Annotated in this window: 15 protein-coding genes and 3 riboswitches; of the genes, 6 read left to right on the top strand and 9 right to left on the bottom strand. The window is 72.6% G+C overall.

The window, feature by feature from the left end:
- Positions 1-55: 55 nt before the first annotated feature.
- Positions 56-208, bottom strand: a riboswitch (cobalamin riboswitch).
- Between the two features lie 22 nt (positions 209-230).
- Positions 231-971: a hypothetical protein gene (locus AB4091_RS05275; RefSeq protein ID WP_442290676.1), complete on the bottom strand. Its 741-nt coding sequence runs from the start codon at positions 969-971 to the stop codon at positions 231-233.
- Positions 968-1,498, bottom strand: a complete 531-nt coding sequence (locus tag AB4091_RS05270; protein WP_442290675.1) for a hypothetical protein — start codon at positions 1,496-1,498, stop codon at positions 968-970. Before AB4091_RS05270 ends, AB4091_RS05275 begins: the two co-directional genes overlap by 4 nt.
- A 155-nt stretch (positions 1,499-1,653) precedes the next feature.
- Between AB4091_RS05270 and cbiE the strand changes: the two genes are divergently transcribed.
- The 5 genes from cbiE to AB4091_RS05245 all read left to right on the top strand — a co-directional run bounded on the left by cbiE (position 1,654) and on the right by AB4091_RS05245 (position 5,343).
- Positions 1,654-2,907: a precorrin-6y C5,15-methyltransferase (decarboxylating) subunit CbiE gene (gene cbiE, locus AB4091_RS05265; protein ID WP_442290674.1), complete on the top strand. Its 1,254-nt coding sequence runs from the start codon at positions 1,654-1,656 to the stop codon at positions 2,905-2,907.
- Positions 2,904-3,686 (top strand): cobalt-precorrin-4/precorrin-4 C(11)-methyltransferase, encoded by a 783-nt coding sequence (locus tag AB4091_RS05260; protein ID WP_442290673.1) that lies wholly within the window; start codon positions 2,904-2,906, stop codon positions 3,684-3,686. Before cbiE ends, AB4091_RS05260 begins: the two co-directional genes overlap by 4 nt.
- Positions 3,687-3,727: 41 nt before the next feature.
- Positions 3,728-3,912, top strand: a riboswitch (cobalamin riboswitch).
- Between the two features lie 30 nt (positions 3,913-3,942).
- A complete protein-coding gene (locus tag AB4091_RS05255) occupies positions 3,943-4,152 on the top strand; it encodes a CbtB domain-containing protein (RefSeq protein WP_442290672.1) in 210 nt (69 codons plus the stop codon).
- A 1-nt stretch (position 4,153) separates the two neighbouring features.
- Positions 4,154-4,939, top strand: coding sequence for a CbtA family protein (locus AB4091_RS05250; RefSeq protein WP_442290671.1), 786 nt, complete (start codon positions 4,154-4,156; stop codon positions 4,937-4,939).
- A 50-nt stretch (positions 4,940-4,989) separates the two neighbouring features.
- Positions 4,990-5,343: a hypothetical protein gene (locus AB4091_RS05245; RefSeq protein ID WP_442290670.1), complete on the top strand. Its 354-nt coding sequence runs from the start codon at positions 4,990-4,992 to the stop codon at positions 5,341-5,343.
- A gap of 47 nt (positions 5,344-5,390) precedes the next feature.
- Here the strand turns inward: AB4091_RS05245 and AB4091_RS05240 are convergent, their stop codons facing one another.
- The 6 genes from AB4091_RS05240 to AB4091_RS05215 form a co-directional block, all read right to left on the bottom strand.
- On the bottom strand, positions 5,391-5,681 hold the full coding sequence (locus AB4091_RS05240) for a DUF1905 domain-containing protein (protein WP_442290669.1): 291 nt from the start codon (positions 5,679-5,681) through the stop codon (positions 5,391-5,393).
- 88 nt (positions 5,682-5,769) lie between these two features.
- Entirely contained in the window at positions 5,770-6,081 is a 312-nt protein-coding gene (locus AB4091_RS05235; RefSeq protein ID WP_442290668.1) for a hypothetical protein, read from the bottom strand.
- Between the two features lie 69 nt (positions 6,082-6,150).
- Entirely contained in the window at positions 6,151-7,695 is a 1,545-nt protein-coding gene (locus AB4091_RS05230) for a precorrin-2 C(20)-methyltransferase (RefSeq protein WP_442290667.1), read from the bottom strand.
- On the bottom strand, positions 7,692-8,360 hold the full coding sequence (locus AB4091_RS05225; RefSeq protein ID WP_442290666.1) for a precorrin-8X methylmutase: 669 nt from the start codon (positions 8,358-8,360) through the stop codon (positions 7,692-7,694). Before AB4091_RS05225 ends, AB4091_RS05230 begins: the two co-directional genes overlap by 4 nt.
- A complete protein-coding gene (locus AB4091_RS05220) occupies positions 8,351-9,610 on the bottom strand; it encodes a precorrin-3B synthase (protein ID WP_442290665.1) in 1,260 nt (419 codons plus the stop codon). The genes AB4091_RS05225 and AB4091_RS05220 overlap by 10 nt, the downstream gene beginning before the upstream one ends.
- 53 nt (positions 9,611-9,663) lie before the next feature.
- Positions 9,664-10,434: a GNAT family N-acetyltransferase gene (locus AB4091_RS05215; protein WP_442290664.1), complete on the bottom strand. Its 771-nt coding sequence runs from the start codon at positions 10,432-10,434 to the stop codon at positions 9,664-9,666.
- 35 nt (positions 10,435-10,469) lie between these two features.
- A riboswitch (cobalamin riboswitch) is annotated at positions 10,470-10,612 on the top strand.
- Positions 10,613-10,653: 41 nt separating this feature from the next.
- Here AB4091_RS05215 and cobN point away from each other — a divergent pair.
- Positions 10,654-14,316 (top strand): cobaltochelatase subunit CobN, encoded by a 3,663-nt coding sequence (gene cobN / locus AB4091_RS05210; RefSeq protein WP_442290663.1) that lies wholly within the window; start codon positions 10,654-10,656, stop codon positions 14,314-14,316.
- Here cobN and AB4091_RS05205 read toward each other — a convergent pair whose 3' ends face one another.
- Positions 14,317-14,898 (bottom strand): ArsR/SmtB family transcription factor, encoded by a 582-nt coding sequence (locus AB4091_RS05205; protein ID WP_442290662.1) that lies wholly within the window; start codon positions 14,896-14,898, stop codon positions 14,317-14,319.
- Between the last annotated feature and the right edge of the window lie 58 nt (positions 14,899-14,956).

Raw genomic sequence — 14,956 nt, 5'->3', positions numbered from 1 at the left:
ACTGCGAGCCTCCTGCGGGTGCCGCGCCCGCGTCGGTGGACCGGACCCGCCCGGCGGGCGAGTCCAGCGACGGGAGATGCCCTGGCTTCCCGCGACCGTCAGGTCAGGGGTTCACAGTGGCGGGACCGCTCCGGACTTGCACCGGATTCCTCTCCCAGTCGCCACGCGCAGTCTGCCACGTCGGGGCCCGGTCGCGTGGATCGGTCACGCCGAGCGGTTACGCCGAGCGGTTACGCCGAACGGGCCACGGTTCCCGGGTCGAGGTAGTCCGGGAGCACGGCGACGACGGCCCGCCACAGCTCCGTCGTGGCGACGGGCACGAGCACCGGACCGTGCTCGTCGGCCTGGACGCGCAGCAGGCCGGCGTCGGTGTCGAACCAGGCGAGCCGGCGCGCGACCGTGCGGCCGCCGTCGACGAAGGTCACGTCGACGAGGGCGAGGTGCCAGGCTCCGGCACGGACGGCCTCCGTGGCGCCCGGCCACGGGGTCAGGAGCTCGGCGAGGGCGTCGACACCAGAGGCCCGCGCTGCGGACGAGCTGGACGCGAGGTCGTCGAGGACGGCCTCGTCGACAGCGGCTGAACCGGCGGACAGGCGCGGCCGCGGCCCGATGCGGGTGATGCGGGCGATCGACTCGGGCACGAACTCAGCCCCAACAGCTGCGAAGTCGTACGTCCCGTCGCCGAGGTCGGTGAGCAGGGCGACGTCGTCCGAGAGGTAGCCGTGGTGGAGCCGGACGTCCACGGGCCCCGCGACCAGCACCTGCAACGAGGCGACCGATCCGGCGACGGCCGCCACAGCCTGTCGGAGCAGCGGGTGCGGCACCCCGTCCAGGACGGCGCCGGCGTCGACGAGGCGCCCGAGCGTGGTGTCGCACGGGTCGACCGTGTCGCTCGAGAGCTCGGCGAGCGTGATGAACGCCTCGGCGTCGAGTCGAAGGGTGCCGCTCGTGGGGTCGAACTCGACGCTCATGCGGGCACGCGCCCCGGCGTGTCGTCGGGCACGCACCCGGCCTTGCGCACGACGAGGCTGGAGGCGACCGCGTCGATGAGCGGCGCCAGCTCGGTGAGCCGCAGCGTGCCGGCGTTCGCCGTGAGGGTGACGCCCAGACCGTCGACGACCGTCGACCACGACTCCGTCGTCACCGACTCGCGGGCGGGTGTCGAGTGCGTCGTGAGGCGACGGGAGCCGGCGTGTCCGCCGACGCCGAGCTGCTCGTGGTCGAGCAGCAGGTGCTCCGCGACCTCCTCGTCGTGGCGGGTGACCTGTCGCTGCCAGTCACCGAGCGGCCCGTCGACGGGGCCGGCGGTGAGCACCACGTTGGTGCGGAAGAGTCCGGCGCGGTCCGGTTCGAGAGCGGCGACGACGCCGGCGTCCTCGGACAGCACGATGGTCTCCCAGTCGGCGGGCACGTCGAAGGTGACGCGGCCGCCGCGCGCGCAGACGGTCGTCAGCTGCGTCGTCGGGACGCGGCCGGAGTCCGTGCGGGCATCAGTCATGGTTGGGTCTTCCTCCCCTGTGGTGGCGTGGTCGCACGGCATCCCCGACGATCCCCTGACGCCGTGCGATAGCCCATGATGGGGCCGAGAGGCCGCGGGCATGGCCGGAACGGGCAGATCCGTCGTCGATCGTTCGTCGCGCTAGGGTCGCGCCTGTGATCGCCCGAGCCGCTGCTGTGCCGATCGAGGTCGTGGGCGTCGGCGCTGCGGGCCTCGGCACGCTCCCTCGCGACGTGCGGCGCCTGCTCGACGAGGCCGAGGTCGTCGTCGGGGGCGACCGCCACCTCGCCATGCTCGACCCGCACCCGGACGTGCGGCTCGTGCCGTGGCCGTCGCCGCTGCTGCCCGGCCTGCGCGACCTCCTAGGCGAGGTGGCGGGACGGCGCGTCGTCGTGCTCGCGAGCGGTGACCCCCACGTGTCCGGCATCGGGACGACTCTCGTGCGCGAGCTGGGGAGCGAGGCCGTACGCGTGCACCCCGCGGTCTCGTCTGTCGCCCTGGCCCGCGCCCGCATGGGCTGGTCCGCCGAGGAGTGCGAGGTCGTGACGCTCGTCGGGCGCGACACGGACCGGCTGCGGCGCGACCTCTCGCCGCGGGCCAGGCTCGTCGTGCTGACCTCCGGCCCGGACGCTCCCGCCCGCATCGCAGACGTGCTCGTCGACGAGGGGTACGCCGGCAGCCGGCTGACCGTCCTCGGTGACCTCGGGTCGCAGGCGGAGTCGCGCACCGAGGGCGTGGCCGCATCGTGGGACGGCCGTCCCGCTCCCCGGTTGCACCTCGTGTGCGTCGAGTGCTCGGACGGCCCCGCCTCTCGCGCGCCGTCGCTGGTGCCGGGACTGCCCGAGACGGCATACGAGAACGACGGGCAGCTGACCAAGCGCGTCGTGCGGGCGGCCGCGCTCGCCCACCTCGCGCCCCGGCCCGGCGACGTCATGTGGGACCTCGGGGCCGGGGCCGGTTCGGTCGGCATCGAGTTCGCCCGTCAGCACCCGCGCAACGAGGTGCACGCCGTCGAGCGTGACCCCGAGCGGGCCGAGCGGGTGCGGCGGAACGCGCGCTCGCTCGGTGTGCCCGGACTCCAGGTCGTCGAGTCGTCGTCCTCGGACGCCATCGCGGCGCTGCCCCGACCGGATGCCGTCTTCGTCGGAGGTGGTGGCTCGGCCGAGCTGCTCGAGGCGTGCTGGGCGGCGCTCGCCCCCGGCGGACGGCTCGTCGTGCACGGCGTAACGGTGGAGACCGAGCTGCTGCTGCACGACGCGCGCCGACGCCTCGGCGGGTCGATGAGTCGCATCGCCGTCGAGGAGCTCGGTGAGATCGGGTCGCTCCACGGCTGGAAACCGGCCCGTTCGATCGTCCAGTGGTCAGTGGAGAAGTCTGTGCTGCAAGAGGATTCGGAGTTCGACGCATGACCGTGCACTTCATCGGTGCCGGGCCCGGTGCCGCCGACCTGCTGACGCTCCGGGCCGTGCGGCTCGTCGGCGAGTCGCAGGTGTGCCTCTTCGCCGGGACCTACATCGGTGAAGAAGTGCTCGCGCACTGCCCGGAGGGTGCACTGCTCGTCGACACCCAGCACCTCGACCTCGACGCCATCACCGAGCACTGCGTGCGGGCCCACGAGGCCGGGCACGACGTGGCGCGACTCTGCTCCGGGGACCCGTCGCTCTACTCGGCCATCGCCGAGCAGACCCGGCGACTCGACCGCGTCGGCGTGCCCTGGGACGTCACCCCCGGCGTGCCCGCGTATGCGGCAGCGGCCGCGCTCATCGGGCGCGAGCTCACGGTCCCCGAGGTCGCCCAGTCCGTGGTGCTGACGCGGGCCCAGCGCGACTCGACGCAGATGCCCGCGTCCGAGACCCTCGCCCACTTCGCCCGGTCGCGGGCGACGCTCGTGCTCCACCTCGCGATCCGGCGCACCCGCGAGCTCATGGCAAGCCTCGTCGACGACTACGGCGACGACTGCCCGGTCGTCGTCGTGGCGAACGCGGAGCAGCCCGACCAGCTGGTGCTGCGCGGCACCCTCGGCGACATCGCCGACCACGTCGAGGCCGCCGGCCTGCGCCAGGCCGCCGTCATCCTCGTCGGGTGGGCTCTCGCGGCCCGCGACACGGACGACTTCGTCGAGTCGCACCTCTACGGGACACGGGTGACGGGGAACACGCGAAACACGCGAAACACGCCGCGCGCGTAGGTCGCTCACGAGGCCCCCGTGGCGCCGCGCGTTGGCGTGTGTCAGGATGCGAGGGCCGCAGTGCACGGGAAGTCGGTGTGATTCCGACGTGGTCCTCGCCACTGTGACCAGGGAGCAAGTCCCCACCATCGCCACTGGTGACCTCAGGTGAAAGCCGGGTCGCTGGGAAGGCGGGGAGGCGCGACGATCTGGAAGCCAGGAGACCGGCTGCGGCGTGATCTGTCCACGAGGCATGGAAAGAAAGGGCCAATCTGCCATGGCCACTGCTGCATCCGTCGTCCACGCCAGCGCTCCCGTCGCATCCGTCAAGGTCCCCGTGTGGGCCTGGCTGCTGCTCGCGTTCGCGGTCTTCACCATCTACTTCCTCGCGCAGGAGAACGGCGCGCTGCTCAGTGCCCCCGCTGCCGAGATGCTCCACGAGCTGACGCACGACGCGCGCCACGCGCTCGGCGTCCCCTGCCACTGACATGGCGTTCGGTTTCGGCTCCGTGCTTCGGCGCGGGGCCCTCGCCGGCGTGCTCGCAGGCCTGACGGCCGCGGTGGCCATCTGGCTCCTCGTCGAGCCGGTCATCCGGCGGGCCCTCGTCATCGAGGACACGCGCTCGATGCACGGTGGCCAGTCGGCCGGGCTGCCGCTGCACGGTGGCGACGAGCCGCTCGTGTCGCGGTCGGCGCAGGTCGTCGGGGGTGCGGTCACCTCGGTGATCGTCGGCGTCGCCGTCGGCGTCATCTTCGCCGTCGTCTTCGCGCGGATGCGGGACCGGCTGCCCGGTCGCGGCGACCTCGGTCGCTCGCTCGTGCTCGCGACGGTCGGTTTCGCCGCGGTCACGCTGCTGCCCGCCCTGAAGATCCCCGCCAACCCACCTGCCGTGGGAGACCCCGCCACCGTCGGGCGGCGCACGACGCTGTATGCCGTCGTGCTCCTCCTCGGGGTCGCGATCGCCGTCGTCGTGCCGATGCTCGACCGGTGGCTCGACGGGCGCGTGTCTGTCCCCTCGACGCGCTGGGCGATCGACGTCGTCGCGGCCGTGCTGCTCGTCGGGCTGGTGCTGGCTCTCGTGCCGGCCACGCCGGACCAGGTGCCCGCCGACGTCCCGGCCGCCGTGATCTGGGACTTCCGGCTCGCCTCGCTCGCCCAGCTCGGCGTTATGTGGCTGACGCTCGGGCTCGCCTTCGGCCTGCTCATGGAGCGTGCCGGCGCGGGGCGGCCCGAGGGTGCGCGGGCCGAGGCCGGCGCACCTGTCGCGACGTGACGGCATACGAAAGCGCCTCTCCCACAGACTCACCCAAGGGCACGTGCATCGTGCGAGTGTGTCGTGACTGCTGCTGCGGCACGGAGAGCAAGCACCCCGGGGTCGACCACGACGGGCTCGTCGCCCGCCTCGAGGTCGGCGCCGGGGCGCATGCCCGGGTGCTCCGGAGCGCGTGCCTGCTCGCGTGCGACGAGTCGAACGTCGTCGTCGTGACGCCGTCGCCGGCCGGGCGACGGGCAGGAGCGCGCCCCGTGTGGCTGCGCGCTGTTCTCGACGACGTGACCGTCGACGCGATCAGCGCCTGGGTCGGCCTCGGCGGGCCGGGTGTCGCGACGGTGCCCTCGGCTCTCGAGGTGCGGGTCTTCGCCCCCAGCGGGCTGGCGCTCGAGTGGGCGCCTGTCTGAGCGCCGCACGGGCTCCCGTTCAACCGCCCACCCAACCGCCCGCGGTGTCAGATCTGTGCGCGCACGTCGAGCCCGACCTCGATGACGTCACCGTCCTCGATGTCCTCGGCCTGGCGGACGGCGGTCTTGAGCGGCACGATGTAGCCGCCGTCCTTGGGCCACAACGAGGTCGACCACTCCGTGCGTCCGATGCGTGCGGTCACAGGGATCATGCCCCAGCCGTAGCTGACGTGGGCGACGTCGTGCAGCGCCTCGGACTCGGGCTCGGGCACGCGCACGAAGTAGTACGGCTGGGGGCCGCGCCACTGGTAGACGGCGCCCTCGAAGTCGAGCTGCATGGGGTTCAGGATGCCAGTGCTCGCGCCGCGACGGCTGACCAGTCGAGGTTCTCGAGGTCGTTCTCCCTGGCGAGGTCGGCCGCCCTCATCAGGCGTCAGAGCTGAACGCGCGTGGCGTCATGACGACGGCCGGAGTGAACTCGACGGGCTGTGGCATCGGTCCGTCCGACGGCAGGCCGGCGCGTGCCATCGCCTTGGGGAACACGTCACGGTTGAAGGCCTCGAGCTGGTCCTTGGACTCCCACACCTCGACCAGGTCGAAGCCGTCGTCCGTCGGATAGGCGTAGTGCAGCAGCAGTCCCTCGACGTCGCCGTCCTCCGAGACGACCTCCATGACGCCCCGGTGCATGGCCAGGTAGGCCTCGATCGGCGCCGGGAAGTGGAGTGTGTATCCGTACATGGCCCTACCTCCATCCGTTCCCTCGATGGGACGGCAGCAGCGGCTCCCGTGTCAAGGAGTGGCTGCGACTCAGCGGACGAAGCGGGGTGTCCACACCTTTCCCGCGTCGGTGACCCGGGTGCCGGTCGCGCACACCATGACGAGGCATTTCATGTCGATGGTCGTGGGGTCGAGGGCTCCGAGCGTCGTGATGGTGAGGGACTCCTCGGCCCGGCCGACGTCGCGACCGACGACGACCACCGTGTCGGCGCTGCGCTCCTCGAGGAGCACGTCGCGGGCGCGAGCCACCTGTTCGGTGCGGCTGCGCGATGCGGGGTTGTAGAGGGCGATGACGAGGTCGGCAGCGGCCGCGGCGCGCAGGCGGCGCTCGACCACGTCCCAGGGCTTGAGCCGGTCGGACAGCGACATGATGGCGAAGTCGCCGCCGAGCGGTGCGCCGGCCCGGGCGGCCACGGCCTGGGCGGCGGTGAGGCCGGGCAGGACGCGCACCGGCACGTCGCCGTAGCCGTGGGTCTCGGCCGCCTCGAAGACGGCCGATGCCATGCCGAAGACGCCGGCGTCGCCGCCGGACACGACCGCGACCCGTTCGCCCGTGCGGGCCAGCTCGAGGGCGTCGCGGGCCCGGTCGACCTCGACGGTGTTGCCCGATGCGTGGCGCGTCAGGCCTTCTCGCTGCGGCACGCGATTGACGTAGGGCGCGTAGCCGACGACGTGCCCGACCTCGGTGAGGGCGGCCGAGGCCTCCGGCGTGAGCCATCGGTCCGGGCCCGGGCCGAGTCCGATCACGAGCACCTCGCCGACAGCCGAACTCTCCGGGCCGGCTGCTGCGGCAGGGGGATGCTGACGCGTGTCACTGGCGGAAACGGCGGACGTGGCCCGGCCCGCGGCGTCAGCACGCAGGTCCTTGCCCGGCACGACGACCATGGACATGTACGGCACCGTCGCGGGATCGACGTCAGCGACTGGCAGCACGCGCTCGTCGTCGGAGCTCGCGCGCTCGACGTAGCGGGCCTCCTCGAGGCGGCCGGCCTGGCGCAGCGCCTCGCGCACGTTCTCGAAGGTGCGCCCGAGCTTCATCACCACGGCGGCCTCGGTGTCGGCGAGACGGCGTGCGAGCTCGGGCACGGGAAGCGTGCCGGGGAGGATCGTCAGCACGTCCTCGTGACGGCACAGGCCCGTCGCCACGGCCGCCGCGCTGCCGCTGACCGACGTCACGCCGGGGACGACGGACGTGTCGTAGCGGTCGGCGAGCCGGTCGTGGAGGTACATGTACGTGCCGTAGAACAGCGGGTCGCCCTCGGCGAGCACGACGACGTTGCGACCCGAGTCCAGATGCGCGGCAAGGCGATCCGCCGACTCGTCGTAGAAGTCGGCCATGAGCCCGTGGTAGCCGAGCGGATGGTCGGTCGAGGCGGTGGTCACCGGGTAGACGAGCAGCTCCTCGACGACTCCCTCGGTGAAGTACGGCTCGGCGATGCGGCGGGCGATCGAGTCGCCGCGCGGGCCGCTGTGGAAGGCGACGACGTCGGCCGCACCGATGAGCCGGGCAGCCTTGACGGTGACGAGCTCGGGGTCGCCCGGGCCGACGCCCACCCCCCGCAGCCAGCCGGTCACAGCTCCTCCTCGCGGGCGAGCGCGTTGACGGCCGCCGCGGCGAGGGCCGAGCCCCCGCGACGGCCGTGGACGACGAGCCAGGGGATGTCGAAGGGGTTCTCGGCCAGGGCGACCTTCGACTCGGCCGAGCCGATGAAACCGACCGGGATGCCGACGATCGCGGCCGGCCGTGGGCCTCCGTCGGCGATCGTCTCGAGCAGGTGGAACAGGGCGGTCGGCGCGTTGCCGATGGCCACCACGGCGCCCTCGACCCTGTCACCCCAGAGCGACACCGCTGCCGCGGACCGCGTTGTGCCCCAAGCCCTTGCGAGATCGGGCACGCGCTCGTCGCGGAGCGTGCAGACGACCTCGTTGTCGTGGGGGAGACGTGCGCGGGTGATGCCCGAGGCGATCATGTGGGCATCGGTGAGGATGGGCGCGCCGGCGTGCAGGGCCCCGCGCGCCGCGGCGACGAGGCGCGGGTGGACGGCGATCAGCTCGGTCAGGGCGACGTCGCCGCTCGCGTGGACCATCCGAACGGCGACCACACGGGCGTCCTCGGGCAGGTGGTCGAGCCGGGCCTCGGACCGGATGGTGGCGAACGACCGCCGGTAGATCTCGGCGCCGTCCGTCTCGTACGCGTACCTCCGCGTCGGCGCCCTCAGTTCCCGGGTGCTCACGTCCATGACCTCTCCGTCCCTCCAGTCGAGTGCTCAGTTCCCGACGCCTCAGGCCCCGTCGAGTGCCCACTTCCCGACGGCTCAGGCCCCGTCGAGTGCCCACCTCCCGACGATCGGGAAGTGGGCACTCGACTGCGGGGGGTGGCGCGGATCGTCGCGAGCGCGTCGTCGAGCGAGCCGGGGGCCAGCAGGTCGACGTATGCCGTCGCGGGCGTGCCGCAGCGACGTTCGCACCCGCTGACGTGGACGGGCAGCAGCCCCGTCGGCAGCGCGGGTGCTAGCGCGGACGCGAAGGCTCGCGTGTCGATCGCCGAGCGGCTGCACCCGGGCAGCCCGGTGCAGGCATGGAGCCGGTTCCACGGCGAGCCGGCGTGGGTCGCGAGCCCTGCGGCCTCCAGCACGGGGAGGTGGCGCGCACCCTGCTCCACGACGAGTGACCGCCACGGCGTCACGCGTACGGTCTCGGCGACGCCGGCCAGCGCGTCCACATGCGGACGGCGCAGCAGGCCGAGCGGCACTGCCACGACAGCGTGCTCGCCGACCGAACCGAGCGGGCGGGCGGGGGCGGGAGGAGGCGTGGCGACCTCCGTCCCACCGGTGCCGAGTGGTTCGGCGAGCTCGTCGACGTGCCAGGCGGTCTCTCCACCGCGGGTGCGCACGGCGAACTCGTGTGCGAGCTCGACGAGCATGGGCACTGCCTGAGCCAGCGGCACCTCCCACCCCCGCGAGGACGAGCCGGCGAGCACGACGCCGCGCGCGGAGCCGGTCGCGAGGAACCCGAGGTCGAAGGTGCCCTCGATGACGTCACCGCGTCCGTCGTCGACGGCGAAGAGGAAGCGGCCACCCAGGCGCGACAGGCCGGGCTCGGCGCAGAGGGCGTCGTCGAGGGCGGCGACGACGGGACGCACGTCACAGTGCCCGCCACGGTCGAGGCCGGAGAGCGGCGACGCGACGACGTTGCGCACGAGCTCGTGGCTCGGCCGGGGCACGAGCCCGGTGGCGGTGATCGCCGCCCGCGCCGCAGCCGTCAAGGGGTCTGGCAGACCCCGCAGCTGGAGGGCTGCTCGGGAGGTGAGCAGGATGGATGGATCATCCTGTCCTGCAACGAGATCGAGCAGATGGGACAGGGCGCGCACCGACACGGGCTGCCCCGCAGGACGCAACCTGACGATCGAGCCGTCGACCGCCGAGAAGGGCCGCGCCACGCCAGGGCAGGCGTCAGCGGTCTCGCGCTGGCGGCTCGTCGGGGCGGTCACGCGGCACATCGTAGGCCCGCCCCGCGATGGTGCACGCACGCCGTCTCAGGCGCTCAGCCCTTCGGGATCCACACGTACTGCGGGGTCTGGCACACCTCGACGAAGCCCAGCCGCTCGTAGGTGGGCCGGCCCATCGGGGAGGCCATCAGCACGGCGTCGGTGCACCCACGATCCCGCGCGAGGTTCATCAGGGTGGCCGTGACGGCATACCCGATGCCCTGGCGGCGGGCGGACTGCACGGTGGCGATGTTGTAGATACCCGCGGTGCTCCCCGTGACGAAGACCGACCCCGTGCTGACCGCCTCGCCGTCGAGGCGTGCGATGACATGGAAGATCACCTCCGACCCGAAGGCGCCGAAGGCCCGGAGCAGCGGGTCGCCGACGAAGTCGGGGAACTCGAATCCGGCGAGCATCACGCCGACCACCTCGGCCGTCGGCTCGGTCTCGACGATCTCGACGCCAGCAGTCGTGTGCGGGTCGACGGGCGCCCCGAGCGGCACGTGCATGCCGGGCTCGGGGCTCGGCTGGAGGCCGCGCGACCGGAGCACCGAGTCCGACTCGGGCGTCAGGTGCGAGGGCGTGGCCCACCAGAGGAAGGGCTTCCCGCGCGCGATGTAACCGTCGACGAGCTCGGCGGTGCGGCGGCCCTCGGTGCCCGGCGCGAAGCTGGCTCCGCAGAGGGCGTTGAAGAGCGGGAAGGGCACGTCGGACACGTACGCGACGACGTCGGTGTCCGGCAGCGGGTCGACGAGCCCGCTCGCGGCGACGAGCCGGAACTGCTCGATGAGGTTGTCCTCCACCGCGGACACACGAGGATCGGTCACGTTCGCACGCTAGCCATCCGCAGACCCGGCCCGCAGGCGAACGAAGCGGCCGGACGCTAGGGTGGACGCAGCGTCGTCGACCAGGAACCCGGTGAGAGTCCGGGACGGTCCCGCCACTGTGAGCCGCCACCCGTGAGGGAGACGGCGAGTCAGGAACTGCCGGCAGCGCTTCTCTTTCCTTTCGACCGCGGGGCGTGGACACCCCGCCGAGGAGCTCCAGTGACGCGCATCGCGCTGCTCTCGACGTCTGACACCGACCTGCTGTGCGCCCGCGGCAGCGGTTCCGACTACCTGCTGGCCAACCCGTCACGACCCGGACACACGTCGATGGCCGACGCGATCGAGGCCGCCGACGTCGTCGTGGTCCGCATCCTCGGCGGCCCGCAGGACCTCTGCGACGGCTTCCGAGCCATCCGCGCGACGGGCAAGCCGATGGTCGTCCTCGGCGGCGAGCAGACCCCGAACGCCTCGCTCATGGACCTCTCGACCGTCGCGCCGGGGGTCGTCGCCGAGGCACACCGCTACCTCGCCGAGGGTGGCGCCGCGAACCTCCGCGAGCTGCACGCGTTCCTCGGCGACACGCTGCTCATGACCGGTGAGGGTTTCGAGCCGCCGGCACCCCTTCCGGTCTGGGGCGTGCTCGACCGCCCCGCGCTCTCCCCGACTCCCGACGACGCGGGCGCTGCTCCCCGCCCGCGCGTCGGGATCCTCTTCTACCGGGCCCAGTTCGCAGCCGAGAACACCGACTACGTCCACGCCCTCGCTGACGCCGTCGACGCGGCCGGCGGCATCGGCGTGCCGGTGCACGTGTCGTCGCTGCGCGACGCGCCCGCCGACCTGCTCGAGCACCTCACGGCCTACGACGTGCTCGTCACGACGGTCCTCGCCGCCGGCGGCACGAAGCCCGGCACAGCGAGCGCCGGTGAGGACGACGAGGCCTGGGACGTGCAGGCGCTCGCGGCCCTCGACGTGCCGATCATCCAGGGGCTGTGCCTCACGTGGAGCCGCGAGCAGTGGGCTGCCAGCGACGACGGGATGAGTCCGCTCGACGTCGCGACTCAGGTGGCGGTGCCCGAGTTCGACGGTCGGATCATCGCGAACGCCTTCTCCTTCAAGGAGGTCGACGGCGACGGGCTGCCGCACTACGTGCCGGACGCAGAGCGGTGTGCCCGCCTCGCGACCCTCGCCGTCAACCACGCGCGCCTCCGTCACACGCCGCCCGGTGAGCGGCGCATCGCGATCGTCCTGTCGGCATACCCGTCGAAACACTCGCGCATCGGCAACGCCGTCGGCCTCGACACCCCGGTCTCGATCGTCAGGCTGCTCCGCGCGATGCGTGACGCCGGCTACGACCTCGGCGCACCCGGCGAGATCCCCGGCACCGGCCCGCTCGATCCGGTCGACGGCGAGACTCCCGACACCACAGCGGGCAACGCGCTCATCCACGCCCTCATCGAGGCCGGCGGCCAGGACGAGGACTGGCTGACGCAGGAACAGCTGACCGGCCAGCCCGTGCGCATCCCCGCCGAGCGCTACCGCCAGCACTTCGACCGGCTCCCCGCCGAGCTGCGCGAGGCCGTCACGAGGCACTGGGGCGACGCGCCGGGCGAGGTCTTCGTCGACCGTCACACGAACGCCGATGGCGAGCTGGTCGCGGCGAGCCTGCGCGCCGGCAACGTCGTCGTCCTCGTGCAGCCGCCCCGCGGTTTCGGCGAGAACCCGATCGCGATCTACCACGACCCCGACCTGCCGCCGACCCACCACTACCTCGCCGTCTACGACTGGCTCGCAAGGGATTTCGGCGCCCACGCCATCGTCCACATGGGCAAGCACGGCAACCTCGAGTGGCTGCCGGGCAAGAACCTCGCGCTCTCGGCGGCCTGCGGCCCCGACGCGACGATCGGCTCGATCCCGCTCGTCTACCCGTTCCTCGTCAACGACCCCGGCGAGGGCAGCCAGGCCAAGCGGCGCGCGCACGCGACCATCGTCGACCACCTCGTGCCGCCGATGGCGCGTGCCGAGTCCTACGGCGACATCGCCCGGCTCGAGCAGCTGCTCGACGAGTACGGCAACGTCTCGGTCATGGACCCGGCCAAGGCGCCGGCCCTGCGCGCCGAGATCTGGACGCTCATCCAGACCGCGCAGCTGCACCACGACCTCGGCCTCGAGGATCGTCCCGACGACGACAGCTTCGACGAGTTCGTCATGCATGTCGACGGGTGGCTCTGTGAGGTCAAGGACGTCCAGATCCGGGACGGCCTCCACATCCTTGGCGAGGCCCCCGCGGGGGAGGGCCTCGCCAACCTCGTGCTCGCGATCCTGCGGGCCAACCAGGTCTTCGCCGGTGCAGTCGGTGCCGTGCCGGGACTGCGGACGGCGTTGGGCCTGCGTGAGGGGCACTCCGAGCGCTCGTCCGTCGACGACACCGAGGCACGGGCGGCGGCGCTCGTCGCAGCCCTCGCCGAGGCCGGCTGGGACGAGGCCGCCGTCCCCGGCATCGTGCGCGACCAGCTGGGTCCCGACCCGCACGTCGACCCCGAGGGCGTATGCCGTTCGCTGGCCTTCGCGTGCCGCGAGGTCGTCCCGCGGCTGCTCGCGACGACGGCCGAGATCGACGCCGTGCTGCACGCGCTCGACGGCGGCTACGTGCCCGCAGGTCCGTCCGGCTCACCGCTGCGCGGCCTCGTCAACGTGCTGCCCACCGGTCGCAACTTCTACTCCGTGGACCCGAAGGCCATCCCGAGCCGACTCGCGTGGGAGACGGGGCAGCGGCTCGCCGACGACCTGCTCGCCCGGCACCGCGCCGACACCGGCGAGTGGCCTCGGTCGGTCGGACTGTCGGTCTGGGGCACGTCCGCGATGCGCACGTCGGGCGACGACATCGCCGAGGTGCTCTCGCTCATCGGCGTCCGCCCGCGCTGGGACGAGATGTCCCGACGCGTCGTCGGGCTCGACGCCGTCCCCCTGGCCGAGCTCGGCCGGCCGCGCGTCGACGTCACCGTGCGCATCTCGGGCTTCTTCCGCGACGCGTTCCCGCACGTCGTCGCGATGCTCGACGACGCCGTGCGGCTCGTCGCCGACCTCGACGAGAGCCCCGACGACAACTACCTCCGGGCCCACGTCGCCGCCGACCTCGCCGACCACGGTGACGCCCGCCGGGCGACGACCCGCATCTTCGGCAGCAAGCCCGGCTCCTACGGCGCCGGCATCCTCCCTCTCGTCGAGTCGGGCAACTGGCGCACGGACGCCGACCTCGCGGAGGTCTACGCCACGTGGGGAGGCTTCGCCTACGGACGCGAGCTGGACGGCATACCTGCTCGGGCCGACATGGAGCGCACGTACGCGCGCATGGATGTCGCCGCGAAGAACATCGACACGCGCGAGCACGACATCGCCGACAGCGACGACTACTTCCAGTACCACGGCGGCATGGTTGCCACCGTGCGCGCGTTGACCGGGCGCGAGCCCAAGGCGTACGTCGGCGACTCGACGACACCCGACGCGGTGCGCACCCGCACGCTCACCGAGGAGACCGCGCGCGTCTTCCGCGCCCGCGTCGTCAACCCGCGGTGGATCGCGGCGATGCGCAAGCACGGCTACAAGGGTGCGTTCGAGCTCGCGGCCACGGTCGACTACCTCTTCGGATTCGACGCGACCGCAGGCGTGGTCACGGACTGGATGTACGAGCAGCTCGCGCAGACGTACGTGCTCGACAAGGAGAACCGCGACTTCCTCCAGCACGCGAATCCGTGGGCACTGCACGGCATGGTCGAGCGGCTGCACGAGGCCGTCGAACGTGGCCTGTGGGCCGAGCCCGACGCCGAGCTGCTCGCCGAGCTGCAGCAGGTCTACCTCGACGTCGAGGGCGACCTCGAGGACTGATCAGCCGTTCTCGTCAGGCTCGGGCAGGACGGGCTGGTCGGTGGGGTAGAGGCCGACGGCGAGGCCGTAGACGGTCTCGCCGTCGCGCGGCAGCGAGGTGAACTCGCGCACCAGTCCCTCGACCCGGCGCCAGAACTCCGAGGCGCTTTCGCGCGGGATGCGCACGTGGCGCAGCGTCGAGTAGAGGGTGTCGTCCTCGTGCGCCGGCACCGACTCGGCGGCGGCGACCGACAGCGAGTTGACGCAGACCGGAGTGGTCTCGTCGCCGGGCCGGCGGGCGACACCGACGTTGATGGTGCGGCCGGTGCGACCGTAGAACCGCTCGTCGATGGCCCGGACCCGGCGCGTCCGGACCACCCGGAGCATGCCGGCCTCGACGAGCACGCCGACGTGGTGGGCGACGGTGCTCTTGGGGCGCCCGACCGCGGTCGCGAGCTCCGACACGGTCGCGGCGCGCTCGAGGGTGAGGTCCAGCAGGGTCGAGCGCAGTGGGTCGGCGATGGCCCGCAGCTGGGCAGGCGTCGTCACCTCGACGGTGTCGGGGAGCTCGTAGTCAGGGGTGCCCAGGCTATTGATCGACATTGTTGGATCAGTCTAGATTGTTGGATCAAAGAAGCGGCAACGATCGATCACAGGAGCA

It is taken from the genome of Terrabacter sp. 2RAF25, assembly GCF_052115265.1.
Classification (GTDB): domain Bacteria; phylum Actinomycetota; class Actinomycetes; order Actinomycetales; family Dermatophilaceae; genus Terrabacter.
The sequence above is the reverse complement of the archived record's forward strand: the minus strand, read 5'-3'. Positions and strand labels throughout refer to the sequence as shown.